Genomic DNA, 25,056 nt, shown 5'->3' on the forward strand with positions numbered 1-25,056 from the left:
CCTGCCATCCGGTATGTGCCTGCCAGGCATGCCTGGCAGCCTGCTTCGCCGCGTTTTTTTGTGGCAAACATCCCTGATTGTCGGTGCCTCTCCACTGTGCGAGCGGCGGGTATTCAGTTGTTAATTAATGGGAAGCCATATGATTGGCATTAAAAGCATCGCCAGTTACGTGCCGGCCGCTGGCGTGGACAACTACGCTCAAGGCGCAAAATTCGAAAAGGATGAAGCCTTCATCCTGGGCAAGATCGGTTCCGCTTTCCTGCCACGCAAAGACGTCGCTCAGGAAACCTCGGACCTCTGTGTAGAAGCTGCCAATGCCTTGTTTGCGGCCAACCCGCAGCTTTCGCGTGAATCCATCGATGCATTGATTGTCGTCACTCAGAATGGTGACGAAGAAGGCTTGCCGCATACCGCTGCCATCGTTCAGGACAAACTGGGTCTGCCGACTCATGTGGCTGCGTTTGATATCTCGCTGGGCTGCTCGGGCTACGTCTATGGTATCTACGCGCTCAAGGGCTTCATGGAAGCCACAGGCCTGAAGAACGGCCTGCTGATCACGGCTGACCCTTATTCGAAGATCGTCGATCCGGAAGACCGCAATACCACCATGCTGTTTGGTGATGCGGCCACTGCTACCTGGATGGGCGAAGATGCACCGTGGCAGTTGGGTAAAGCCAAGTTCGGTACCGACGGTTCTGGTGCAGCACACCTGAAGGTCACTGATGGTGTGTTTTTCATGAACGGGCGTCAGGTGTTCAACTTTGCCTTGCTCAAGGTCCCGGCCCACCTGCATGAATTGCTGGATGAAAGCGGCCTGCAGCCGGCAGATATCGATGCGTTCTGTATCCATCAGGGCAGCGCGGCCATCGTGGATGCGGTTGCACGACGTTTCGAGGACGACCCGGAGAAGTTCATCAAAGACATGGTCGAGACGGGTAATACCGTGTCGTCGAGCATTCCGCTGTTGCTGGAAAAGCACGTGCTTGAGTCGGGTTTCAAACGTGTTGCATTGAGTGGTTTTGGTGTTGGTCTGTCCTGGGGGTCTGCGATCCTCCAGCGTGCAGGCTAAGCACGGCGACTGTTGACGAGCCCCCGCTTTTTAGCGGGGGTTCGTTTTTCAGGGTGTTCTTTTTCGGGTTCCAGGTTTACTGGTGCAGGCATCGCCAGCGATGTAGGTGATGTATGCTTGCGAGCGCTTTACGGTGGGCGTTGTGTGGCGTGAGGGTGGAGGGTGGCGCTGTTTTTATGGCGTCAAACCCTTGATTTCATTGGGCTGGCACGATGCCAGTAAAAATTTTCAAAAAATCCCTAAAGCAACGTGCCTTGACGACGATAACTATTACGAAGGTTCTCTAGGCCAAACCCGGCGGTTGCCAAGGCCGGAAGCCGCAGTATCCCACAAACGAGGAATTCGTCATGGCATTAACCGTAAACACCAACGTCACTTCGCTGGGCGTTCAGAAGAACCTGAACCGTGCTTCCGATGCGCTGAGCACCTCGATGACTCGTCTGTCTTCCGGCCTGAAAATCAACAGCGCCAAAGACGACGCTGCTGGCCTGCAGATCGCTACCCGTATGACCTCGCAGATCCGCGGTCAGACCATGGCTATCAAAAACGCCAACGACGGTATCTCCATCGCCCAGACCGCTGAAGGCGCGATGCAAGAGCAGACCAACATTCTGCAGCGTATGCGTGAACTGGCCATCCAGTCGCGTAACGCCTCGAACAGCAAAGATGACCGTGACGCCCTGAACACTGAGTTCGCGGCAATGTCTGACGAGCTGACTCGTATTGCTGACAGCACCCAGTTGAACGGCAAGAACCTGCTGAACGCCGCGTCGACTATGACCTTCCAGGTTGGTTCTAACACCGGTACTGAAAACCAGATCGACATCACCCTGAAAGATCTGAAAGCAACTACTCTGGGTGTTGACAAGACCGCCATCGCGATTTCTGGTACCGATGATGCCGAGAACAAGACCAACTTCGAGGCTGCTGTAGACGCTATTGATGCCGCGCTGCAGACTATCAACACCACTCGTGCTGACCTCGGTGCTGCGCAGAACCGTCTGACCAGCACCATCAACAACCTGCAAAACATCAACGAAAACGCCGCTGCTGCTCTTGGCCGCGTACAGGACACCGACTTTGCTGCCGAGACTGCTCAGCTGACCAAGCAGCAAACTCTGCAACAAGCGTCGACTTCGGTTCTGGCTCAAGCCAACCAGCTGCCATCTGCCGTACTGAAGCTGCTTCAGTAATCGCCTGATGGTCATCGGCGGGGGAGTGCGTTCATGGCGCTCCCCCGCCTTTTGCATTAAGAGGTGACAGACATGGATATGAGCGTCAAGCTGAACCAGTCTTACCCGGCGGTGCGACCCACCGAGCAGGTCGCCGAAAAAGCCACGGCAAAACAAAGTGAGCCGTCGCGGGATACAGCCGACAAGGGTGTGTCCGATACTGATAAGGTGAAGAGCGCTGTCAAGGAAATCGAAAAATTCCTGGCCTCAAACCGACGAAATCTCGAATTCTCCACGGACGAAGAATCCGGCAAGATTGTGGTCAAAGTCATCGCTAGCGAGACAGGTGAACTGGTGCGCCAGATTCCCTCGGAAGAAGTCTTGAAAATTGCTAACAGCCTCAGCGATGTAAATAGCCTGCTGTTCAATGCGAAGGCCTGAACTGGCAGACTTACCATGTGTTCGCTAGTCTCGCTGGGCTAGGGAAGCGCGAAACCTAGAGGGATTAAGAATGGCAAGTCCAATTACCTCCACTACGGGCATGGGCTCGGGACTGAACATCGGTTCGATCGTCGAGGCGCTGGTCAACTCCGATACGGCCGCCAAGCAGGCCCAGATTACCCGTCAGACGACCAACAACAAGGCCTATATTTCCGGCGTGGGTGCGCTCAAGAGTGCGCTGGCGGCTTATCAGGCCTCAATGGCGAAGCTCAACAGCAGCACTGCGCCTGCATTCAATGCCTATGCTGCCACGTCTGCCAATGAGAGTGTTCTCAAGGCCACGGCAAGCAACACTGCAGTTTCCGGTACCTATGAAGTCAATGTCTCCCAATTGGCGACAGGCTCCAAGGTGGCCAGCAGGTTGTATACGACGGCCGAAGGTGGTGCTGCGACCCCGATTCCGAAGGGCGACCTGACCATTGAGCAGAACGGCAAGACCTATACGGTAAGCATCGGCGATGGCGCCACGCTGCAGAGCGTGCGTGACTCTATCAACGATGCCCTCGCAGTGAACGGCATCAGTGCGAACATCATCAATGAGGCGGGCGGTTCGCGCCTTGTGCTGGGTTCTACCACCACGGGTGCGGGGTCTGATATCAAGGTGACGGGTGGTGCTACCGGTATTGATATCGACGGTACCCAGTCGATGGCGACCAGCCCGAGCGGTGCTGGCTTTATCAGTGCTATGGCTCAGGACGCGAAGCTGACCATTGATGGCCTGGAAGTCACCAGCAAGTCCAATACCGTCAAGGATGCCATCAGTGGTATCACACTCGATCTCGTTGCGAAGAGCGCCGATCCAGCCACTACCACCAAGGTAACGGTTGGTGCTAACAATGACGGGCTGAAAGCTTCTGTGCAGCAGTTTGTCGATGCCTACAATACGATGGTCAAGGCGGTCAACGCGCTGACAGCGACCAGTAAGGACGCCGACGGCAATACGGTGCTCGGTTCGCTCACAGGGGATGCGACCACGCGTTCGCTGTTAGCGGATATTCGTAGTGAGTTGGCGACTGTTGGTTCGGGTGATCGCCTGACATCGCTAAGCCAGTTGGGTATTAATACCCAAAAAGACGGCACGCTTGAGTTCAATGGCACCAAGTTCACTGCGGCCATGAATGACAAGAAGCTGGGCAATGAGGTTCAGGAGCTGTTTACGGGCACCAATGGTGTCTTTGAGCGGATGAACAAGGCCATTGATCCTTACATTAAGACTGATGGCATTCTGGCTTCTCGCGCCAATAATCTGGATACGTTGCAGAAGCGCCTGGATCAGCAGCAGGAAGATCTTGATCGTCGTGTCGAGCTGCTCACAGCTTCGCTGACCAAGAAGTACATCGCCATGGATACCGTGGTGGGTAAGCTCAAGGCGCAAGCTAATAGCATCACCTCGATCTTTGAGGCGATCACCGCGCAGCAACGGAATTCCTGATCGATTGGCGGTGCCAAAAGCCCGGCGTCACCCTTGTGGTGTGCCGGGCTTTTTGCGTTGTGGCTAAAGTTTTTTGACACGCTGTCGATATAGCCGGTATACGAACCCTTTTGTGTGACGAGGTAGAACATGAACCCTATGTTGGCCCTTCGGCAGTACCAGAAAGTTAACGGTCAGGCGCAAACCTCCGAGGCTAGCCCGCACCGTTTGGTACAAATGTTGATGCAGGGCGGCCTGGACCGTATCGCTCAGGCCAAGGGCGCCATGGCGCGCAATGATATCGCCCAGAAAGGCATCCTGATCGGCAAGGTCATCGGTATTGTCGGTGGCTTGCGCGAAGGTCTGGATCTGGAAAACCATGCCGATTCATTGGCGGACCTGGACAGCCTGTATGCTTACATGAGTAAGCGTCTGGTCGAGGCCAATGTACAGAACGATCCGGAAATCCTCAACGAGGTCGCTCGTTTGCTGATTACCGTCAAGGAAGGCTGGGACGCAATTGGCGAATAATTCGCTTGCGCCGAGGAGGTTGTGATGAGCGCCGTGCTCGAGCGTATTGAACAAACCCGCGATGCATTGCTGGGTGCATTGGCCAACCGTGATTGGGATGCGATCAGTGATCTGGATGTGAATTGCCGTCTTTGCGTCGATGATGTGCTGGGCGAGCCAGAGCTGGATGAAACTGTGCTGCGCATCAAACTTGAGGAGTTGCTTGGTGTCTACCGGCAATTAATCGATGTTGCAAGTGGTGAACGTCAAACAATAGTCGATGAACTGGCACAGATCCGACAAGCCAAAAACGCGGCAAAGGTATACCATCTCTTCACTTGACGCTGGCCGATTCGAGAAATAAGTGCGCCATAAATTTGACTGTGTGCGGCTTTTTGACTTAACTAGTGGCTGTTTTCTAAATGTTGACGTCCAAGCACTGACAGTTCAGTCGGAATGATGTCGAGCAAGCCCTGAAAGTGGGGCGCTGAGTTGACTAGGGAAGTTGCTATTGCATGTGGCGTGAAACCAAAATTCTCCTGATCGATGACGACAGTGTCCGCCGCCGCGATTTGGCGGTGGTCCTGAATTTTCTCGGCGAAGACAATTTGCCCTGCTCAAGCCAGGACTGGCAGCAGGTCGTCGAGTCGTTGTCATCCAGTCGTGAAGTACTTTGCGTCCTGATTGGTGCTGTGAATGCTCCGGCAAGTCTTTCGGGCTTGCTTAAGACAGTGGCAGCCTGGGATGAGTTCCTTCCCGTGTTGCTATTGGGCGAAATTTCTTCGGTCGACTTGCCCGAAGAGTTGCGCCGCCGCGTGCTGTCCAATCTTGAAATGCCGCCCAGCTACAGCAAATTGCTGGACTCGTTGCACCGTGCCCAGGTGTATCGCGAGATGTACGATGCTGCCCGTGAGCGTGGCCGACAGCGTGAGCCGAACCTGTTTCGCAGCCTGGTCGGCACCAGCCGTGCAATCCAGCATGTGCGGCAAATGATGCAGCAGGTGGCCGATACCGACGCCAGTGTATTGATCCTGGGCGAGTCGGGCACCGGCAAGGAAGTGGTTGCACGCAACCTTCATTATCATTCCAAGCGCCGCGAAGCGCCGTTCGTGCCGGTCAACTGCGGAGCGATCCCGGCAGAGCTGCTGGAAAGCGAATTGTTCGGTCATGAGAAGGGTGCTTTCACCGGCGCTATCACCAGTCGCGCCGGGCGTTTCGAATTGGCCAATGGTGGCACCCTGTTCCTTGATGAAATTGGCGACATGCCGCTGCCGATGCAGGTCAAGTTGCTGCGGGTGTTGCAGGAGCGAACTTTCGAACGTGTAGGTAGCAACAAGACCCAGAGCATCGACGTGCGAATCATTGCGGCGACTCACAAGAACCTCGAGAGCATGATCGAGGTGGGCTCCTTCCGCGAAGACCTGTACTACCGGCTTAACGTTTTCCCGATCGAGATGGCTCCCCTGCGAGAGCGTGTCGAAGACATCCCGTTGTTGATGAACGAGTTGATCTCGCGCATGGAGCACGAAAAGCGTGGCTCTATCCGTTTCAACTCGGCGGCGATCATGTCGCTGTGTCGTCATGGTTGGCCGGGCAACGTTCGCGAGCTGGCCAACCTGGTCGAGCGCATGGCAATCATGCACCCTTATGGGGTGATCGGGGTCTCCGAGCTGCCCAAGAAGTTTCGTTATGTCGATGATGAAGACGAGCATCTGGTCGACAGTTTGCGCTCTGATCTTGAGGAGCGCGTGGCAATCAATGGGCACACGCCAAACTTCTCCCATCACGCCATGCTGCCGCCCGAAGGGTTGGACCTCAAGGATTACCTCGGCAGCCTCGAGCAGGGGTTGATCCAGCAGGCGCTGGACGATGCCAGTGGCGTGGTGGCCCGTGCTGCGGAGCGTTTGCGTATCCGGCGTACCACGTTGGTCGAAAAAATGCGCAAGTACGGTATGAGTCGGCGTGAGGGGGACGAGCAGGCAGAAGATTGACGCCTGTCGGGTGGTGACACTGGCAGAGCACCTGCTGTCGCCACCAATGCCCCTATTTTTTGCAGGGCTGTGGTGCCCGTTACCGTTGGCTCCTGCCGTTTCTCTCAGGGCTCGTGGTCTTGTCGTGAAAATTATCCGGCACGGCTATTGCTATACCGCTGGCAACATACCGTTTTATGACGGTGAGCCACGCGAGAGAGCACGATGCCCCACGCCGCTACCATCTCCAGTCTCCCTGAGCTGAAGGGAGCGAACACCTCTGAGCAGGACAGTCGTAATGGTCTTGAGCAGGCCTTTGCCCTGTTCGATCAGATGTCGACACAGCTCAGTCAATCCTACAACCTGCTTGAGGCGCGCGTCACCGAACTCAAGGGTGAGTTGGCGGTGGTCAGTGCCCAGCGAATGGCAGAGTTGGCCGAGAAAGAGCGTTTGGCCAATCGCCTGCAGAATCTCCTGGATTTGCTGCCGGGTGGCGTCATTGTCATCGATGGGGCGGGGCGTGTGCGTGAAGCCAACCCGGCCGCACGTGAACTGCTGGGCGAGCCGTTGGACGGTGAGCTATGGCGTCACGTGATCGCTCGCAGCTTCGCGCCGCGTGAAGATGACGGTCACGAGGTATCGTTGCGTGATGGTCGGCGTCTGTCGATCGCCACCCGCTCGCTGGACGCCGAGCCGGGTCAGTTGGTGCTGCTCAACGACCTGACCGAGACTCGCCACCTTCAGGACCAACTTGCACGTCATCAGCGACTGTCATCGCTGGGGCGCATGGTCGCTTCGCTCGCTCATCAGATTCGTACCCCGTTGTCGGCGGCCCTGCTTTACGCCAGCCACTTGGCGGAGCAGACCTTGCCGGCGCAAACCCAGCAGCGCTTCGCCAGTACGCTGAAGGAACGTTTGCACGAGCTTGAGCATCAGGTGCGCGACATGTTGGTGTTCGCGCGGGGCGAGTTGCCGTTAACCGATCGCCTGACACCCAAGGCACTCTTCCAGGCGCTGCAGCAGGCGGCACATCCCCACGTTCAGGGGCATCTCGTACGCTGGCAGTGCGACAGCCATCTGGGCGATCTGTTGTGCAATCGGGACACCTTGGTGGGGGCGTTGCTCAACCTGATTGAAAACGCTGTGCAGGCCAGTGCGGGCCAGGCCCGTTTGAAAATTCACCTGTACCGCCGAGAGCAACTTTTGCATGTGTGCGTGAGTGATGCCGGGGCTGGTATCGATGCGGGGCTGCTCACTCGCTTGGGTGAGCCGTTTCTGACCACCAAGGCGACCGGCACCGGTTTGGGCTTGGCGGTGGTCAAGGCGGTGGCGCGAGCGCACCAGGGTGAGTTGCAGTTGCGCTCTCGTCCCGGGCGAGGCACCTGTGCCCGCGTCAGCTTGCCGTTGATCGGTGCGCAGGAGGGTATGGCGTGACGGCGATCAAGGTGTTGCTGGTTGAGGATGATCGGGTGCTGCGCCAAGCGCTTGGCGATACCCTGATGCTCGGTGGTTTCGACTATCTGGCGGTAGGCTCGGCAGAGGAAGCGCTGGCGGTGGTTGCTGAACAGGCCTTCAGCCTGGTGGTCAGTGATGTGAACATGCCGGGCATGGATGGTCATCAGTTGCTGGAGCTGTTGCGGGCGCGCCATCCCCAGTTGCCCGTACTGTTGATGACCGCGCATGCTGCCGTTGAGCGCGCGGTGCAGGCCATGCGCCAAGGGGCTGTCGATTACCTGGTCAAGCCATTCGAGCCGCGCGCCTTGCTTGATCTGGTGGGGCGCCATGCCGTGGGTGCGTTCGACAAGGCAGAGGGCGATGGCCCTGTGGCGCGTGAACCCGCCAGTGCGCAACTGCTGGAGTTGGCGGCCAAGGTCGCGCGCAGTGATTCTACGGTGCTGATTTCTGGTGAATCCGGTACCGGTAAAGAGGTGCTGGCGCGCTACATTCATCAGCAGTCGCCCCGGGCCAGTCAGCCGTTTGTGGCGATCAACTGTGCGGCGATTCCCGACAACATGCTTGAGGCGACCTTGTTCGGGCATGAGAAGGGATCATTTACCGGGGCCATTGCCGCTCAGGCGGGGAAGTTCGAGCAGGCGGATGGCGGTACTTTGCTGCTCGATGAGATTTCCGAAATGCCGCTTGGCCTGCAGGCCAAGCTTTTGCGTGTGCTGCAGGAGCGCGAGGTGGAGCGTGTTGGCGGGCGTAAGCCGATTGCGCTGGATATTCGCGTAGTTGCAACCACCAACCGTGATTTGGCCGGTGAAGTGGCGGCTGGGCGGTTCCGCGAAGACCTCTACTATCGCTTGTCGGTGTTTCCCTTGGCCTGGCGCCCCTTGCGTGAGCGCAGCGCCGATATTCTGCCGCTGGCCGAGCGCTTGCTGGCGCGCCACGTCAATAAAATGAAACACGCTCCGGTGGTGCTGTCGCCCCGGGCGCAAGCGTGCCTGCAAGCGTATCCATGGCCTGGCAACGTTCGGGAACTGGACAATGCCATCCAGCGTGCGCTGATTCTGCAGCGGGGTGGCGTGATTGAGGCTGAGGATTTTTGCCTTGCCGGTGCTTTGCCCGCACTGACGCCAAGTGCAGTCGAGCCGCAGTCGTGCGCGCCTTCGCTGAGCACGCCCGAGGCCACTGGGTTGGGTGATGACTTGCGTCGGCATGAGTTCCAGATGATCATCGACACCCTTCGCGCCGAGCGCGGTCGCCGCAAAGAGGCCGCCGAGCGATTGGGCATCAGCCCGCGAACCCTGCGTTACAAGCTTGCGCAAATGCGTGATGCGGGGATGGATGTCGAGGCCAGCCTGTACGCCTCGGGCGGGTAAAGTCGCGGTTATTTAGAGTTTTTATTCGGCTCGCATACGTAGCTGGCACTCTTGTTGCTAAGTCCAGCGTATCCGCTGCGTGAGTGTCAAAAAAATGCGGGCCGTCGGAGAGAGAAGTCCATGAGCCAAGGTGTTGAATTTAATCGATTGATGTTGGACATGCGCGCCATGCAAATGGACGCGATGTCCATGCCCAAGGCTGCTGCGCCAGCGTCTGAGCTTGGCTCCAGCAATTTTGCCGACATGCTCGGCCAGGCGATCAACAAGGTCAGCGACACCCAGAACGCGTCTACGCAACTGGCCAACGCGTTTGAAGTCGGCAAGAGCGGCGTCGACCTCACCGACGTCATGATCGCTTCGCAGAAAGCCAGTGTTTCCTTTCAAGCCTTGACCCAGGTGCGCAACAAGCTGGTGCAGGCCTATCAAGACATCATGCAAATGCCGGTTTAAGGGCGAGATTGAGTCATGGCCGAAGCAGTCGTCGATAACGTGCCAGCCAACAGCAGGCCACCAGCACCCAAGCCGCCCCTGTTCGGCTTGTCGTTTCTGGAAAATATTTCGCAGATGCCGGTATTGCGTCAGGTCGGCTTGCTGGTCGGCCTTGCCGCGAGCGTTGCGATTGGCTTTGCCGTGGTGCTCTGGTCGCAGCAGCCCGACTACCGTCCGCTGTATGGCAGCCTCACCGGCATGGACACCAAGCAGGTCATGGAAACACTGGCCGCTGCTGACATTCCGTACAACGTCGAGCCCAATTCGGGCGCATTGCTGGTCAAGGCCGAAGACATTTCCCGTGCCCGGATGAAACTGGCTGCTGCGGGCGTAGCGCCGAGCGATGGCAATGTCGGTTTCGAAATTCTCGACAAGGAACAGGGGCTGGGGACTAGCCAGTTCATGGAAGCGACCCGCTACCGTCGCGGCCTGGAAGGTGAGTTGGCGCGGACCATTTCCAGCCTGAGCAACGTCAAGGGTGCGCGGGTCCATCTGGCCATCCCGAAAAGCTCGGTGTTCGTGCGCGATGAGCGCAAGCCCAGTGCCTCGATTCTGGTTGATTTGTACCCAGGGCGTGGCCTGGAGCCTGGCCAGGTGATGGCCATTATCAACCTGGTAGCAACCAGCGTACCGGAGCTGGAAAAGTCTCAGGTCACCGTGGTTGACCAGAAGGGCAACCTGCTCTCCGATCAGGTGCAGAACTCTGAACTGACCATGGCCGGCAAGCAGTTCGATTACAGCCGCCGCATGGAAAGCATGCTGACCCAGCGCGTACACAACATCCTGAACCCGGTGCTGGGCAATGACCGCTACAAGGCTGAAGTGTCCACCGACGTCGACTTCAGTGCTGTCGAGTCGACCTCCGAGCAGTTCAATCCAGACCAGCCCGCCCTGCGCAGCGAGCAGTCGGTCAACGAACAGCGCTCCAGCAGCATGGGCCCGCAAGGTGTGCCTGGGGCGCTGAGCAACCAGCCGCCCGGCCCGGCTTCTGCGCCACAGCAGACCGGCCAGGCACAGGCAGCCGCTGGCATGATTCAGCCAGGGCAGCCGCTGCTTGATGCCAACGGCCAGCAGGTCATGGACCCTGCAACCGGTCAGCCGATGCTCGCGCCTTACCCGGCAGACAAGCGTCAGCAGTCGACCAAGAACTTTGAGCTGGACCGCTCCATCAGCCATACCCGTCAGCAGCAGGGGCGTCTGACGCGCCTATCGGTAGCCGTGGTGGTCGATGATCAGGTCAAGCTCGATCCTGCGACCGGCGAAGCCACGCGTACGCCTTGGGGCGCCGAAGATTTGGCGCGCTTCACCCGACTGGTCCAGGATGCGGTGGGCTTTGATGCCAGCCGTGGTGACAGCGTCAGCGTGATCAACGTGCCGTTCGCTGCCGACCGTGGTGAAGAGGTCGCCGATATTCCGTTTTACTCACAGCCCTGGTTCTGGGACATCGTCAAGCAGGTGCTCGGCGTGCTCTTTATCCTGGTGCTGGTATTTGGTGTGTTGCGCCCTGTGCTCAACAACATCACCGGTAATGGCAAGCAAGCCGCTGGCGATAGCGACATGGAACTGGGCGGTATGATCGGTCTGGATGGCGAACTGGCCAATGACCGGGTAACCCTTGGCGGTCCGCAAAGCATTCTCTTGCCGAGCCCGAGCGAGGGCTATGATGCTCAGCTCAATGCAATCAAGAGCCTGGTGGCCGAAGACCCGGGTCGTGTGGCCCAGGTCGTGAAAGAGTGGATCAACGCCGATGAGTGATAACAGAGCGGTTACCGCCAAACTGACCCGTGTCGACAAGGCCGCTATTCTGCTGTTGTCATTGGGTGAGACTGACGCAGCGCAAGTGTTGCGGCACATGGGCCCCAAAGAGGTCCAGCGGGTCGGTGTGGCCATGGCGCAAATGGGCAACGTGCACCGCGAGCAAGTCGAGCAGGTGATGAGCGAGTTCGTCGAGATCGTCGGCGACCAGACCAGCCTCGGCGTCGGCTCCGACGGCTACATCCGCAAGATGCTCACCCAGGCGTTGGGCGAAGACAAGGCCAACGGCCTGATCGACCGCATTCTGCTGGGCGGCAACACCAGTGGCCTGGACAGCCTGAAGTGGATGGAGCCGCGTGCGGTAGCCGATGTGATCCGTTACGAGCACCCGCAGATTCAAGCCATTGTCGTGGCCTACCTTGACCCGGATCAGGCTGGCGAGGTGCTGAGCAACTTCGACCACAAGGTGCGCCTGGACATCATCTTGCGCGTATCGTCACTGAATACGGTTCAGCCGGCGGCACTCAAGGAACTGAACCAGATCCTCGAGAAGCAGTTCTCGGGCAACTCCAATGCTGCCCGGACAACGCTGGGTGGTATCAAGCGTGCTGCGGACATCATGAACTTCCTCGACAGCTCAGTCGAAGGCCAGCTCATGGACGCGATCCGCGATGTGGATGGCGACCTGTCCGAGCAGATCGAAGACCTCATGTTCGTCTTCAACAACCTTGCCGACGTCGACGACCGTGGTATCCAGGCGCTGTTGCGCGAAGTGTCCTCCGACGTGCTGGTGGTTTCGCTCAAAGGTGCTGATGAGCGGGTCAAGGACAAGGTCTTCAAGAACATGTCCAAACGTGCCTCGGAGCTGCTGCGTGACGACCTTGAGGCCAAGGGACCGGTTCGCGTCAGCGATGTCGAAGCGGCACAGAAGGAAATCCTCACCATTGCCCGACGCATGGCCGAAGCCGGAGAGATCGTGCTTGGCGGCAAAGGCGCCGAGGAAATGATCTAACGACCCGCACGCCGGTGTCGGCCTTTTTCGGGCCGGCGCCAGCGGTGGGATCAATGCGATGCCGGTAGGTGCGCGGTGTCTGCATCGCTGGCACGCCAGTGCCGATACGGTGCTTTATTTTGAGCGCGTGGAATCATGTCGACCAACGAGCATTTAACTGAACTGATTCGCGCTGGCGACCTGGAAGCATTCGATCGCTGGGCTTTACCTTCGTTCGACCCGGAGCCAGAACCCGAGCCCGAGCCGGAACCCGAGATCGTCGAAGACGAGATCGAGGAAGTGCCGCTGGAGGAGGTCCAGCCGCTGACCCTGGAGGAGTTGGAGAGTATCCGTCAGGAGGCTTACAACGAGGGGTTCGCTACCGGTGAGCGTGAAGGTTTTCACAGTACCCAGCTCAAGGTTCGGCAAGAAGCCGAAGTGGCCCTGGCCGCGAAGCTGGCCAGCCTTGAACAACTGATGAGCAACTTGCTTGAGCCGATTGCCGAGCAGGACGTCCAGATCGAAAAGTCCCTGGTGCACCTGGTTGCGCACATCACTCGGCAGGTCGTTGGTCGCGAGCTGCGCACCGACTCCAGTCAAATTACCCATGTATTGCGCGAAGCCCTGAAGCTGCTGCCGATGGGCGCGGAGAACATTCGTATTCACGTCAATCCGCAGGATTTCGAATTGGCCAAGGCGCTGCGCGAGCGCCACGAAGAAAATTGGCGCCTGCTTGAAGATGAAGCGCTGCTGCCGGGTGGTTGCCGCATCGAGACCGCCCAGAGCCGCATTGACGCGACCATGGAAACCCGTATCGAGAAGGCCTTGGCGCAACTGTTCGATCAGTTGCACGATCAGAGTCTGCACCCGGCAGCGCCAGACCTGACCATCGAGTTGGACACCCCCGATGCGCCTTGACCGTACCAGCTTCGGCAAGCGCCTTGGCACCTATGCCGAGGCAATTGCCTTGCCGTCACAGCCGGTCGTCGAAGGGCGCTTGTTGCGCATGGTTGGCCTTACGCTGGAGGCCGAGGGCCTGCGTGCTGCCGTCGGCAGCCGGTGTGTGGTCATCAATGACGACAGCTATCACCCGGTGCAGGTTGAGGCTGAGGTCATGGGTTTTTCCGGCGGCAAGGTGTTTCTGATGCCGGTCGGCAGCGTGGCGGGTATTGCGCCAGGCGCGCGGGTGGTGCCGCTGGCTGAAAGCAGTCGCCTGCCGATGGGCATGAGCATGCTCGGGCGGGTGCTTGATGGGGCCGGTCGTGCGCTGGACGGTAAGGGCGGCATGCGGGCTGAGGATTGGGTGCCGATGGACGGCCCTACTATCAACCCGCTCAACCGCGACCCGATCAGCCAGCCTCTGGATGTCGGCATTCGCAGTATCAATGGCCTGCTCACGGTGGGCCGTGGCCAGCGTCTCGGGCTATTCGCCGGTACCGGCGTGGGCAAGAGTGTGCTGCTGGGCATGATGACCCGCTTTACCGAAGCCGACATCATCGTTGTGGGGCTGATTGGTGAGCGGGGACGTGAGGTCAAGGAATTCATCGAGCACATCCTGGGTACTGAGGGGCTGAAGCGCTCTGTCGTCGTGGCCTCGCCTGCCGATGATGCACCGCTGATGCGCTTGCGGGCTGCCATGTACTGTACGCGTATCGCCGAGTATTTCCGCGACAAGGGCAAGAATGTCCTGTTGCTGATGGATTCGTTGACGCGTTTTGCCCAGGCGCAGCGGGAAATTGCCCTAGCCATTGGCGAGCCTCCAGCGACCAAGGGTTATCCGCCCTCGGTGTTTGCAAAACTGCCCAAGTTGGTGGAGCGCGCCGGTAATGGCGAGGCTGGCGGTGGCTCGATTACTGCGTTCTATACCGTGTTGTCCGAAGGTGACGATCAGCAAGACCCGATTGCGGATTCGGCGCGGGGTGTACTCGATGGCCACATCGTGCTGTCCCGGCGGCTGGCTGAAGAAGGGCATTACCCGGCCATTGATATCGAGGCCTCCATCAGTCGCGTGATGCCGCAGGTGGTCAGTCCTGAGCAGATGGGGCAGGCCCAGCAGTTCAAGCAGCTATGGTCACGCCTTTCGCAAAGCCGCGACTTGATCAGTGTCGGCGCCTACGTTGCCGGGGGCGACCGTGAGACCGACCTGGCGATTTCGCTGCAACCGAAGTTGGTGCAGTTCCTGCGCCAGGGGTTGAACGACAACGTCAGCCTCGTTGCGAGCGGCGAGCAGTTGGCCAGTGTGTTCGCGCCTGTCGCGCCGGGCTGATAGATCATGGCCCAGCCCAGTCGAGCGGCGCGTCTTGCGCCCGTGGTGGAAATGGCCGAGAACAATGAGCGGCAAGCGGCTCAGCGACTCGGTCAGTTTCAGCAGCAGGTGAACATGGCGCAGGCCAAGCTTGCCGAGCTCGATCGTTTTCGCGAAGAGTATCAGCAGCAGTGGCTGCAGCGCGGCGGGCAAGGGGTCACGGGTAACTGGTTGATGGGTTACCAGCGTTTTCTTAGCCAGCTGGATGCGGCCATGGCCCAGCAGCATCAGAGCCTCACCTGGCACAAAAGCAACCTGAACAATGCCCGCGCCACCTGGCAGCAGGCCTATGCGCGGGTCGAAGGGTTGCGCAAGTTGGTGCAGCGCTACATTGACGAAGCGCGGATGGTTGAGGACAAACGCGAGCAGAAATTGCTCGACGAATTGTCCCAGCGCCTGCCTCGACATGATCGTTACTGATCTTTGACCGTGGTTCGGGTTGCCGTTGTAGGGGGCGGCTGCTACACCTTCTTGTGTCTGCAATTGCCATCATCGAAGGAATCGCAAAATGGCTGTGGAATCCGAGCTCTCCCGGGACGGGAAATTGACCATTCGCGTGAAGGGTCGGTTTGACTTCGGCAGGCATAGGGAATTTCGAGAGGCATACGAGCACCTGAACTCCGCTCCGCGCACTGTTGTGGTCGACCTCAAGGAGGCGACCTACCTCGACAGTTCTGCGCTGGGGATGCTGTTGCTGTTGCGCGACCATGTGGGTGGGGACGAATCCCGGGTCAGCATGGTCAATACCAGTTCGGATGTGCGCAAGATCCTGGCGATTTCCAACTTTGACAAGCTGTTCGACATCAGTTGAGCGTTAGTATGCCGAGCCAGGATATCTTGACGGTGCTGATCGCCGAAGACAGTGCGACCGATCGGTTGCTGCTGGCCACTATTGTTCGCAAGCAAGGGCATCAGGTATTGATGGCCGAAGACGGCGCGCAGGCGGTGGCTGTGTTTGCTGCGCAGCGACCGCACCTGGTACTGCTCGATGCGTTGATGCCGGTCATGGATGGCTTTGAGGCGGCGCGCAGGATCAAGCTTCTGGCCGGCGAAACCTTGGTACCTATCATTTTCTTGACCTCGCTGAGTGAAGAGCAGGCGCTGGTGCGTTGCCTGGAGGCGGGTGGGGATGACTTTCTGGCCAAGCCGTATAGCCAGGTGATTCTGGCGGCCAAAATCAAAGCCATGGAGCGCACGCGTCGTTTGCAGGCAACGGTGCTTGAGCAGCGAGACCAGCTTGCCCATCATCACCGTCACTTGCTCAATGAGCAGCGGGTGGCGAAGGCCGTATTCGATAAGGTGGCGCATGCCGGTTGCCTTGGCTCGCCGAACATCCGTTTCCTGCAATCCCCTTATGCGCTGTTCAATGGCGACTTGATGCTGGCTGCCTTTACGCCGTCTGGGGATATGCATGTGCTGCTGGGCGATTTCACGGGCCATGGCTTGCCTGCCGCCGTAGGCGCCATGCCCTTGGCGGAAGTGTTCTACGGCATGACGGCCAAGGGCTACGGCCTGGCGGAAACCTTGCGTGAGATGAATGCCAAGCTCAAGCGCATCTTGCCGGTGGACATGTTCTGCTGTGCCGTGCTGCTCAATATGAGTTTTCAGCGGCGTACGGTGGAGGTCTGGAACGGCGGGATGCCTGATGCCTACCTGCTGCGGGTCGGTGGCGGTGAGCCGTTGCCGCTGGTGTCGCATTTTCTGCCGCTGGGTGTTCTGCCGCCTGAGCAGTTCGATGAGCATACGCAGGTACTGCCCATGACGGTGGGTGATCGCCTGTTTCTGCTCAGTGATGGGGTTGTTGATACCCGTGATGAGAATGAGCAGTTGTTCGGTGTCGAGCGCTTGCGTGAGGTGCTCATTGCCAATCGGGTGCCGGAGCAGTTGTTTGACGATATTCAGATGGCGTTGGCACGTTTTGGTGGGCATCCACGTGATGACGTCAGCATGATGGACCTTTGCATGGTCGAGCATCACGCGCTGTCGCTGCCGCCGCTCGCGTACACCGACAGTGGGCAGTCCAGCCCGTTGGACTGGTCGCTCAATCTCGAATTTCGTGCCGAAAGCCTCAAGCGCTTCAACCCGCTGCCTTTCCTGTTGCACCTGCTGCAGGAAATTCACGGTTTGCGCGCCCAGAGTAGCGAACTGCACAGTGTGCTCAGCGAGTTGTACTCCAATGCGCTGGAGCACGGCGTGCTGGCGCTTGATTCAAGGCTCAAGCGCGATGCCTGTGGGTTTACCGAGTACTACCGCGAGCGAAACAGGCGTCTACAGGCCTTGCAGGAAGGCTGCATACGCTTGCGTCTGCAGGTAGAGCCGGCCGCCTCGGGCGGGCGGCTGACCATCGAGGTCGAAGACAGCGGTGCGGGTTTCGATGTCGAGCGCGTCCTTGGCTGTTCGCAGGGAGGGCACGGGTTTTATGGCCGGGGCCTGAGCTTGATACGTGGTTTGAGCCAGCAGGCGCAATGGTTTGATGGCGGGCGTCGTGCGTGCGTAGTGTTCGCTTGGGTGTCTGAGGCATAATCAAGCTTGATCAAGGAGTGAGCAAGTGTCTGACAATCATATTGATCGCAAGGTACTGAGCGATTTGCAGGAAGTCATGGAAGATGGCTACTTGTACTTGCTCGAGACTTTTCTCTCGGACTCCGAGACGCGCCTCAGCCAGCTCCATGAGGCCAAGAACGCCGAGGAGTTGGGGATGGTTGCCCATAGCTTCAAAGGCAGTACCAGCAATATGGGGGCTGTGGCGCTGGCCGAGCTGTGTCAGCAGCTTGAAGAACGGGTCAAGCAACGTCCGCTCTACGGCATCGAGGACCTCATCAATCGTATTGATCGTGAGTATGCCGCGGTTCGTCAGCTGTATTGCGCGGAGCGTCAACGGGTTCAGATAGGGTGATGTGTGTGGCTGGCGTGGAGTGTTGCTGCGTCCTGGCGTGACTTTTGCAGTGCCTTTTCCATTCCTGTATCAGACACGCTGCCGCGGAGACTCTTTCATGCCTGTCGCCACAAACCCATTGCTGCAATCGGGCTCCGTCGCCAATTCATCGCGCGCATCAGGTGCGTCATCGGACAAGTCGCAGCAGGCGCTTGGCGACAAGGCTTCAGGCTTCTCCCAAGTGCTTTCGCAATCCAAGGACAAGTTCGCGGGCGGGCCTTCCGTCGACAAGCCGTTCGCGCCAGCCAACACCGCCAGCAGTGGCAATTCCAAAGTGGACGGGCAGCAGAAAGTTGCCGGTAGCGGCAAAAGCTTGCCTGCCGATAACGCGAGTAAAAAAGAGGTTCAGGGCCAGGATGACGCACAGGTTACCGACACGGCGCCGGCGCAAGATGCTGTAGCTACAGAGGATTCAACCGATCAGGCCGACCCGCAGTTGCTTGATCCGAGCCTGGTTGCCGGCCAGGTCACCGATGCCCAGCCAGGGGCGCAATTGATTCAGGCTCAGGCCGAGGCGGTGGCGCCAGTGGTGCAGGCTGCGCAGCTTCAGGCGCAGGTGCAGGCGCCCGCCAGCGATAGCGCTCCACAGGAGCCGCCTTTCGATCCGGATGTCGATCCGCTTGCCGATCTGCCAACGCTGCGCCTGGCGCTGGAGCAGAGTGCTCAGGCCCAGGGAACCACATCGGTGAATGCCGCGCCAACGGGCAAGTCTGCTCAGGCACAGCCAGAAGCTACGCAGGGGCAGTCTGCCGTCAATACACTGGCGGCCATCGTCGACAAGCCGGGTGCTGAGGCGGAGCAGGGCGAGCCGGGCGAGAAAGCCTTTGGCGCGCTGATGGATGATGGCCTGAAAGATCTCAAGGGGGCTGCCAGCGACGCGCGTGTCGATAACTTTGCCGAGCGCTTGAGCGCCTTGACCCAGGCGGCAACCGCCAAGACCGCGAATGCCGTGCCGGTTCCGGCCGCGCCCCTTAATCAGCCGCTGGCGATGAACCAGAGCGGCTGGACTGAAGGGTTGGTCAACCGCGTCATGTACCTGTCCAGCCAGAACCTGAAGTCGGCGGATATTCAGCTTCAGCCGGCTGAACTGGGGCGCCTCGATATTCGCGTCAACCTGGCGGCGGACCAGCCAGCCCAGATCACCTTCGTCAGTGGTCATGTGGTGGTTCGTGATGCGCTGGAAGGGCAGGTTCATCGTCTGCGTGAGTTGTTTGCCCAGCAAGGCCTGGCGCAACCGGATGTGAATGTTTCCGATCAGTCGCGCGGCCAGCAGCAGGGTGCTCAAGAAGGCCCGCGCCTGAGCGGCGTTGCCGGGCGACGCGGTGAGGCGGGTGATGCCGCAGAGCAGGCGGAGGCTGATGCTGGCGTCAAGGCTGTCGAGCGCCAGGTGGTGATCGGTTCCAGTGCAGTAGATTATTACGCTTGATGTGAGCCGCGGCGCCTCGCGTAAAGCCCCTGCAGGCGCCGCCCCTCCAGGGGCGATCTTGCCGGTGCGCCATGGATTCCATCACCTGTTCCGGGAAACTGGCATAACACTTGCTGAACCCTCGCCATCTGAGTGAAATCTCGTGTGAGTGACGGATTATTGGCATGGCGAAGAACGACGCAGTGAAAGACCCCGCCTCGAAAGGCAAACTCAAACTGATCCTGTTGTTGGTGCTGGCATTGCTCCTGGCGATTGGTCTGTCCGTGGGGGCAACCTGGTTCTTCCTGCACAAGGCCGACAGCAAACCTGAGGCAAGCCCTGCGCAGGCGACCAACGTCAAGCCGGCAGCGATCTACGAACCCCTGTCTCCTGCATTCGTAGTCAACTTCAACCAGAACGGTCGTCAGCGTTTCATGCAGGTGAGCATCACCATGCAGGGCCGTGACCAGGCTGCGCTGGATGCACTGAAAGTGCACATGCCGGTGATCCGCAACAACCTGGTCATGCTGTTCTCGGGCCAGGGCTTCGATACCCTGGCAACCCCGGTCGGTCAGGAAATGTTGCGCCAGAAGGCCACTGCCAGTGTTCAGGAAGTGGCGCAGAAGGAAGTTGGCAAACTGGTTGTTGACCAGTTGCTGTTCACCAATTTCGTATTGCAGTAGGAGCCCAAGATGGCCGTGCAGGACCTGCTGTCCCAGGATGAAATCGATGCCCTGTTACACGGTGTCGACGATGGTCTGGTGCAAACCGAAAGCGCCGCTGAGCCCGGTAGCGTCAAAAGTTATGACCTGACCAGCCAGGATCGGATCGTCCGCGGACGCATGCCGACCCTGGAAATGATCAACGAGCGTTTTGCCCGTTATACCCGTATCAGCATGTTCAACCTGTTGCGTCGCTCCGCCGACGTGGCGGTAGGCGGGGTTCAGGTGATGAAGTTCGGTGAGTACGTGCATTCGTTGTACGTGCCGACCAGCTTGAACCTGGTGAAGATCAAGCCGTTGCGCGGTACGTCACTGTTCATTCTTGATGCCAAGCTGGTATTCAAGCTGGTGGACAATTTCTTTGGTGGTGACGGCCGTCACGCCAAGATCGAAGGCCGTGAATTCACCCCGACCGAGCTGCGCGTGGTGCGCATGGTGCTGGATCAGGCCTTCGTCGACCTCAAGGAAGCCTGGCAGGCGATCATGCCGGTCAACTTCGAGTACATCAACTCGGAGGTCAACCCGGCCATGGCCAACATTGTCGGTCCGAGTGAGGCGGTGGTGGTCTCGACCTTCCACATTGAGCTCGATGGCGGCGGTGGCGACCTGCATGTGACCATGCCGTACTCGATGATCGAGCCGGTGCGCGAGATGCTGGATGCCGGCTTCCAGTCTGACCTGGATGACCAGGATGAGCGTTGGGTCAAGGCCCTGCGCGAAGACGTACTGGACGTCAGCGTGCCGTTGAGCGCGACGGTAGCCCGGCGTCAGTTGCGCCTGCGCGACATCCTGCACATGCAGCCCGGTGACGTGATCCCTATCGAATTACCCGAAGAGCTGATTCTGCGGGCTAACGGCGTGCCGTCGTTCAAGGCCAAGCTGGGCTCGCACAAGGGCACCCTGGCCCTGCAGATAACCGATCCGATCGAGCGTCGCTAAGCGGCGCTGCTGGTTTACCCCCCGAATTGATTGCCCGTCGAGGACAAAATGGCTGACGAAAACGATATCACCTCCATGGAAGATCAGGCGCTGGCCGATGAGTGGGCCGCTGCCTTGAGTGAAACTGGCGAGGGCGGTCAGGCCGACATCGATGCCCTGATGTCCGGCGGTAGCACCACGCCTGCTTCGGGCCGCCTGCCGATGGAGGAATTTCCTTCCTCGCCGCGCAGCAATGAACAGGTCAGCCTTGAAGGCCCGAACCTGGATGTGATCCTGGATATTCCGGTGAGCATCTCCATGGAAGTCGGCAGTACTGAAATCAACATCCGTAACCTGCTGCAACTCAACCAGGGTTCGGTGATCGAGCTTGATCGCCTGGCCGGGGAGCCGCTGGATGTGCTGGTTAACGGTACGCTGATTGCGCACGGTGAAGTGGTTGTGGTCAACGAGAAGTTCGGTATTCGTCTGACTGACGTGATCAGCCCGAGCGAACGTATCAAGAAGCTGCGCTAAGTGAAAAACACTCTGCTCAAGGGCCTTGCTGCGGCCGGCCTGTTCTGCGTCGACGTGGCCCTCGCGGCGCAGCCGGCGGCGACAGCGTCCGCGTCGGCTGCGCCGGGAAGTGTCGGTGGGCAGTTGGCGCAGTTGGTGCTGGGCTTGCTGTTGGTGGTGGGGTTGATCTTCTTTCTGGCTTGGTTGCTGCGCAGGGTGCAGCAGGCTGCGCCGCGAGGCGATCAGGTCATTGAGATCATCGGTACGCGGGCCTTGGGGCCGCGCGACCGCCTGCTGCTGGTCAAGGTAGGCAATGAGCAGATTTTGCTGGGGCACTCGCCTGGCACGATCGAAGCGTTGCATGTGTTGCGTGAGCCGGTCGAAGTGCCGTCGGGTGCGCGACAGGCTACACCGGAATTCGCTCAGCGCCTGATGGAGTTGCTGGGCAAGGATCAGAAGGACAAGACGTAATGGGCGCATTGCGCATGATGTTGACGCTGCTGCTGATGCTGGCGGCGCCGTTGGCCTTGGCTGCCGATCCGCTGTCGATCCCGGCGATTACCTTGTCCAATGGGGCGAATGGGCAGCAGGAGTACTCCGTCAGCCTGCAGATCCTGTTGATCATGACGGCGCTGAGTTTCATCCCGGCGTTCGTCATCCTGATGACCAGTTTTACCCGGATCATCATCGTCTTCTCGATTTTGCGCCAGGCCCTGGGCTTGCAGCAGACTCCGTCGAACCAGATCCTTACCGGCATGGCACTGTTCCTGACCATGTTCATCATGGCCCCGGTGTTCGACCGGGTGAATCGCGATGCGCTACAGCCTTACCTGAACGAGACGCTTACCGCGCAGGATGCGATTGCCAAGGCCGAAGTGCCGCTGAAGGATTTCATGCTGGCGCAAACCCGGCAGAGCGACCTTGATCTGTTCATGCGGCTGTCCAAGCGTACCGACATTGCAACGCCCGACCAGGCGCCGTTGACGATCCTGGTGCCCGCCTTTGTGACATCGGAACTCAAGACGGCGTTTCAAATCGGCTTCATGATCTTTATTCCGTTTCTGATCATTGACCTGGTGGTCGCCAGCGTACTGATGGCCATGGGTATGATGATGCTCTCGCCGTTGATCATCTCGTTGCCGTTCAAGATCATGCTCTTCGTGCTGGTGGACGGCTGGGCGCTTATCATTGGTACCCTGGCCGGCAGTTTCGGCGGCGTCTAGGAGAATCGCGCATGACCCCGGAAGTCGCTGTCGACCTGTTTCGCGATGCGCTGTGGCTGACCACGATGATGGTGGCGGTACTGGTAGTGCCGAGCCTGCTGGTCGGCCTGGTGGTCGCGATGTTTCAGGCGGCCACCCAGATCAACGAACAGACCCTGAGCTTCTTGCCGCGGCTGTTGGTGATGCTGGTGACCCTGATCGTGGTAGGGCCGTGGTTGGTTCGCACGTTCATGGAGTACATCCTGTCGCTGTACGGCAGTATTCCGCAGCTGATCGGTTGAGTACGGCATGCTCGAGTTGACCGATGCGCAGATCAGCACGTGGGTGGCGTCGTTCATCCTGCCGCTGTTTCGCGTCGCTGCCGTACTGATGACCATGCCGATATTCGGTACCACCTTGTTGCCAGCCCGCATCCGGCTGTATTTCGCGGTGGCTATTACGGTGGTCATCGTGCCTGGCTTGCCGCCTCTGCCTGAGGTCAATCCCTTGAGCCTCAGTGGGCTGCTGCTGATTGCCGAACAGGTGATCATCGGTGCCCTGTTCGGTATGGCGCTGCAGCTGTTCTTCCAGGCCTTCGTGATTGCCGGGCAGATTGTTGCGATTCAGATGGGGATGGCGTTTGCCTCGATGGTCGATCCGGCCAACGGCGTCAATGTCGCGGTGGTCAGTCAGTTCCTGACGATGCTGGTGACCCTGTTGTTTCTGTCGATGAATGGCCATCTGGTGGTTTTCGAGGTGCTCACCGAGAGTTTCACCACCTTGCCGATTGGCAGCGGTCTGCTGGTCAATCATTTCTGGGACATGGCCGGGCGCCTGGGCTGGGTATTGGGCGCAGCACTGCTGCTGGTACTGCCGGCGATTACCGCACTGCTGGTGGTCAACATCGCCTTTGGCGTGATGACCCGCGCCGCGCCGCAGTTGAACATTTTTTCCATCGGTTTTCCCTTGACCCTGGTATTGGGGCTCGGGATTTTCTGGGTCGGTCTGGCCGACATTCTGTCCCATTACCAGTCATTGGCCTCCGAGGCCCTGCAATGGCTGCGTGAACTGGCGAGGGCGCGCTGAGCATGGCTGAGAGCGAGAGCGGTCAGGATAAAACAGAAGACCCCACCGACAAGCGCAAGAAGGACGCTCGTGAAAAGGGCGAGATTGCGCGCTCCAAAGAACTCAATACGGTTGCCGTGACCCTGGCGGGCGCGGGCGGGTTGCTGGTCTTCGGCGGTGCGTTGGCGGAAACGCTGATGGAGCTGATGCGGATCAATTTCACCTTGTCCCGCGAGGTGCTCATCGACGAGCGCTCCATGGGGATCTTTCTGTTGGCCTCGGGCAAGATGGCCATACTCGCCACTCAGCCGGTGTTGCTGGTGCTGCTGCTGGCCGCGATCATCGGGCCTATTTCCCTGGGCGGGTTTTTGTTTGCCGGCAGTAGCCTGGCACCGAAGTTCAGCCGAATGAACCCGATGTCCGGGATCAAGCGGATGTTCTCCATGCATGCGCTGACCGAGTTGCTCAAGGCGCTGGCCAAGTTCTTTGTGATCTTGCTGGTGGCCTTGGTGGTGCTGTCTTCAGATCGCGACGACCTGATTGCCATCGCGCACGAGCCGCTTGATCAGGCAGTCATCCATAGCGTTCAGGTGGTGGGCTGGAGTGCCTTGTGGATGGCGGCGGGATTGCTGCTGATCGCCGCCGTGGACGCGCCATTGCAGCTTTGGCAGGCACACAAGAAGCTGTTGATGACCAAGCAGGAAGTGCGTGACGAGTACAAGGACAGTGAAGGTCGCCCCGAGGTCAAGCAGCGCATTCGACAGACCCAGCGCGAGATGTCGCAGCGCCGGATGATGGCGGCGATTCCCGAAGCCGATGTGGTCATCACCAACCCGACGCACTATGCCGTGGCACTCAAGTACGACCCTGATAAGGGCGGTGCGCCATTGCTGCTGGCCAAGGGCACTGACTTCATTGCGCTGAAGATTCGTGAAATCGCGGGTGAGCACAAGATCCAGATTCTTGAGTCGGCGGCGTTGGCGCGTTCGATCTACTACTCCACCGAGCTTGAGGAAGAAATACCGGCGGGCCTCTACCTGGCGGTGGCCCAGGTACTGGCCTATGTCTTCCAGGTCCGCCAGTACCGTGCTGGCAAAGGCAAGGCGCCTGACCCCCTCAAGGACGTACCGATTCCGCCGGATTTGCGTCGGGACTCCTGATCCTACCCTGATGTGATGGCGTCCTGTAGCCAGCCGGCTTGCCTGCGATGACTGCACCGCATACGTTCTGGCCCCTCTGAAAGCCGCTTGTTGCGCGACAGATGCAAAGTTGGAAGGCTTCTTGCAAAGGCAGCGCCACGC

Annotated in this window: 27 protein-coding genes; all 27 read left to right on the forward strand. The window is 59.1% G+C overall.

Going from position 1 to position 25,056, the window contains the following annotated elements:
• The first annotated feature begins 139 nt into the window (after nt 1-139).
• The 27 genes from EKA13_RS13875 (at nt 140) to flhB (ending at nt 24,915) form a co-directional block, all read left to right on the forward strand.
• Entirely contained in the window at nt 140-1,069 is a 930-nt protein-coding gene (locus EKA13_RS13875) for a ketoacyl-ACP synthase III (protein WP_065759976.1), read from the forward strand.
• A 347-nt stretch (nt 1,070-1,416) separates the two neighbouring features.
• The gene (locus EKA13_RS13880) at nt 1,417-2,262 is read left to right on the forward strand and encodes a flagellin domain-containing protein (protein WP_065759977.1); all 846 of its coding nucleotides are present in this window, start codon (nt 1,417-1,419) and stop codon (nt 2,260-2,262) included.
• A 72-nt stretch (nt 2,263-2,334) separates the two neighbouring features.
• Nucleotides 2,335-2,682 (forward strand): flagellar protein FlaG, encoded by a 348-nt coding sequence (locus EKA13_RS13885; protein ID WP_065759978.1) that lies wholly within the window; start codon nt 2,335-2,337, stop codon nt 2,680-2,682.
• 70 nt (nt 2,683-2,752) lie between these two features.
• Complete coding sequence (fliD, locus tag EKA13_RS13890) at nt 2,753-4,174, forward strand: flagellar filament capping protein FliD (protein WP_065759979.1); 1,422 nt, start codon at nt 2,753-2,755, stop codon at nt 4,172-4,174.
• Nucleotides 4,175-4,303: 129 nt separating this feature from the next.
• Entirely contained in the window at nt 4,304-4,684 is a 381-nt protein-coding gene (gene fliS, locus EKA13_RS13895; protein WP_065759980.1) for a flagellar export chaperone FliS, read from the forward strand.
• Between the two features lie 24 nt (nt 4,685-4,708).
• Complete coding sequence (gene fliT, locus EKA13_RS13900; protein ID WP_065759981.1) at nt 4,709-5,005, forward strand: flagellar protein FliT; 297 nt, start codon at nt 4,709-4,711, stop codon at nt 5,003-5,005.
• A 173-nt stretch (nt 5,006-5,178) separates the two neighbouring features.
• Nucleotides 5,179-6,654: a sigma-54 dependent transcriptional regulator gene (locus EKA13_RS13905; RefSeq protein ID WP_065759982.1), complete on the forward strand. Its 1,476-nt coding sequence runs from the start codon at nt 5,179-5,181 to the stop codon at nt 6,652-6,654.
• 204 nt (nt 6,655-6,858) lie between these two features.
• On the forward strand, nt 6,859-8,067 hold the full coding sequence (locus tag EKA13_RS13910) for a sensor histidine kinase (RefSeq protein WP_065759983.1): 1,209 nt from the start codon (nt 6,859-6,861) through the stop codon (nt 8,065-8,067).
• The gene (locus EKA13_RS13915; RefSeq protein ID WP_065759984.1) at nt 8,064-9,455 is read left to right on the forward strand and encodes a sigma-54-dependent transcriptional regulator; all 1,392 of its coding nucleotides are present in this window, start codon (nt 8,064-8,066) and stop codon (nt 9,453-9,455) included. Before EKA13_RS13910 ends, EKA13_RS13915 begins: the two co-directional genes overlap by 4 nt.
• Before the next feature lie 120 nt (nt 9,456-9,575).
• Entirely contained in the window at nt 9,576-9,905 is a 330-nt protein-coding gene (gene fliE, locus EKA13_RS13920; RefSeq protein WP_065759985.1) for a flagellar hook-basal body complex protein FliE, read from the forward strand.
• Between the two features lie 15 nt (nt 9,906-9,920).
• Nucleotides 9,921-11,699, forward strand: a complete 1,779-nt coding sequence (gene fliF / locus EKA13_RS13925; protein WP_065759986.1) for a flagellar basal-body MS-ring/collar protein FliF — start codon at nt 9,921-9,923, stop codon at nt 11,697-11,699.
• The gene (gene fliG, locus EKA13_RS13930) at nt 11,692-12,711 is read left to right on the forward strand and encodes a flagellar motor switch protein FliG (RefSeq protein ID WP_065759987.1); all 1,020 of its coding nucleotides are present in this window, start codon (nt 11,692-11,694) and stop codon (nt 12,709-12,711) included. The genes fliF and fliG overlap by 8 nt, the downstream gene beginning before the upstream one ends.
• 135 nt (nt 12,712-12,846) lie before the next feature.
• Nucleotides 12,847-13,608, forward strand: a complete 762-nt coding sequence (gene fliH, locus EKA13_RS13935; protein WP_065759988.1) for a flagellar assembly protein FliH — start codon at nt 12,847-12,849, stop codon at nt 13,606-13,608.
• Entirely contained in the window at nt 13,598-14,956 is a 1,359-nt protein-coding gene (fliI, locus tag EKA13_RS13940; protein ID WP_065759989.1) for a flagellar protein export ATPase FliI, read from the forward strand. The genes fliH and fliI overlap by 11 nt, the downstream gene beginning before the upstream one ends.
• Before the next feature lie 6 nt (nt 14,957-14,962).
• Entirely contained in the window at nt 14,963-15,415 is a 453-nt protein-coding gene (gene fliJ, locus EKA13_RS13945) for a flagellar export protein FliJ (protein WP_065759990.1), read from the forward strand.
• Between the two features lie 88 nt (nt 15,416-15,503).
• Nucleotides 15,504-15,806, forward strand: a complete 303-nt coding sequence (locus EKA13_RS13950) for an STAS domain-containing protein (protein WP_065759991.1) — start codon at nt 15,504-15,506, stop codon at nt 15,804-15,806.
• An 8-nt stretch (nt 15,807-15,814) separates the two neighbouring features.
• Nucleotides 15,815-17,518, forward strand: a complete 1,704-nt coding sequence (locus EKA13_RS13955; protein ID WP_065759992.1) for an ATP-binding SpoIIE family protein phosphatase — start codon at nt 15,815-15,817, stop codon at nt 17,516-17,518.
• 25 nt (nt 17,519-17,543) lie between these two features.
• Nucleotides 17,544-17,891 (forward strand): Hpt domain-containing protein, encoded by a 348-nt coding sequence (locus EKA13_RS13960; RefSeq protein WP_065759993.1) that lies wholly within the window; start codon nt 17,544-17,546, stop codon nt 17,889-17,891.
• A 97-nt stretch (nt 17,892-17,988) separates the two neighbouring features.
• On the forward strand, nt 17,989-19,356 hold the full coding sequence (locus tag EKA13_RS13965; protein ID WP_065759994.1) for a flagellar hook-length control protein FliK: 1,368 nt from the start codon (nt 17,989-17,991) through the stop codon (nt 19,354-19,356).
• Nucleotides 19,357-19,520: 164 nt separating this feature from the next.
• A complete protein-coding gene (gene fliL, locus EKA13_RS13970) occupies nt 19,521-20,018 on the forward strand; it encodes a flagellar basal body-associated protein FliL (protein WP_065759995.1) in 498 nt (165 codons plus the stop codon).
• A 9-nt stretch (nt 20,019-20,027) separates the two neighbouring features.
• Nucleotides 20,028-20,996, forward strand: coding sequence for a flagellar motor switch protein FliM (gene fliM / locus EKA13_RS13975; protein ID WP_065759996.1), 969 nt, complete (start codon nt 20,028-20,030; stop codon nt 20,994-20,996).
• 48 nt (nt 20,997-21,044) lie between these two features.
• The gene (gene fliN, locus EKA13_RS13980) at nt 21,045-21,509 is read left to right on the forward strand and encodes a flagellar motor switch protein FliN (RefSeq protein WP_065759997.1); all 465 of its coding nucleotides are present in this window, start codon (nt 21,045-21,047) and stop codon (nt 21,507-21,509) included.
• A complete protein-coding gene (gene fliO, locus EKA13_RS13985) occupies nt 21,510-21,959 on the forward strand; it encodes a flagellar biosynthetic protein FliO (RefSeq protein WP_065759998.1) in 450 nt (149 codons plus the stop codon).
• Nucleotides 21,959-22,711, forward strand: coding sequence for a flagellar type III secretion system pore protein FliP (fliP, locus tag EKA13_RS13990; RefSeq protein WP_065759999.1), 753 nt, complete (start codon nt 21,959-21,961; stop codon nt 22,709-22,711). The genes fliO and fliP overlap by 1 nt, the downstream gene beginning before the upstream one ends.
• A gap of 11 nt (nt 22,712-22,722) precedes the next feature.
• Nucleotides 22,723-22,992, forward strand: coding sequence for a flagellar biosynthesis protein FliQ (gene fliQ, locus EKA13_RS13995; RefSeq protein ID WP_065760000.1), 270 nt, complete (start codon nt 22,723-22,725; stop codon nt 22,990-22,992).
• A 7-nt stretch (nt 22,993-22,999) separates the two neighbouring features.
• On the forward strand, nt 23,000-23,776 hold the full coding sequence (gene fliR / locus EKA13_RS14000) for a flagellar biosynthetic protein FliR (RefSeq protein WP_065760001.1): 777 nt from the start codon (nt 23,000-23,002) through the stop codon (nt 23,774-23,776).
• 2 nt (nt 23,777-23,778) lie between these two features.
• The gene (gene flhB, locus EKA13_RS14005; RefSeq protein WP_065760002.1) at nt 23,779-24,915 is read left to right on the forward strand and encodes a flagellar biosynthesis protein FlhB; all 1,137 of its coding nucleotides are present in this window, start codon (nt 23,779-23,781) and stop codon (nt 24,913-24,915) included.
• Nucleotides 24,916-25,056: the final 141 nt, after the last annotated feature.

Source organism: Pseudomonas defluvii, assembly GCF_001695625.1.
GTDB lineage: Bacteria > Pseudomonadota > Gammaproteobacteria > Pseudomonadales > Pseudomonadaceae > Aquipseudomonas > Aquipseudomonas defluvii.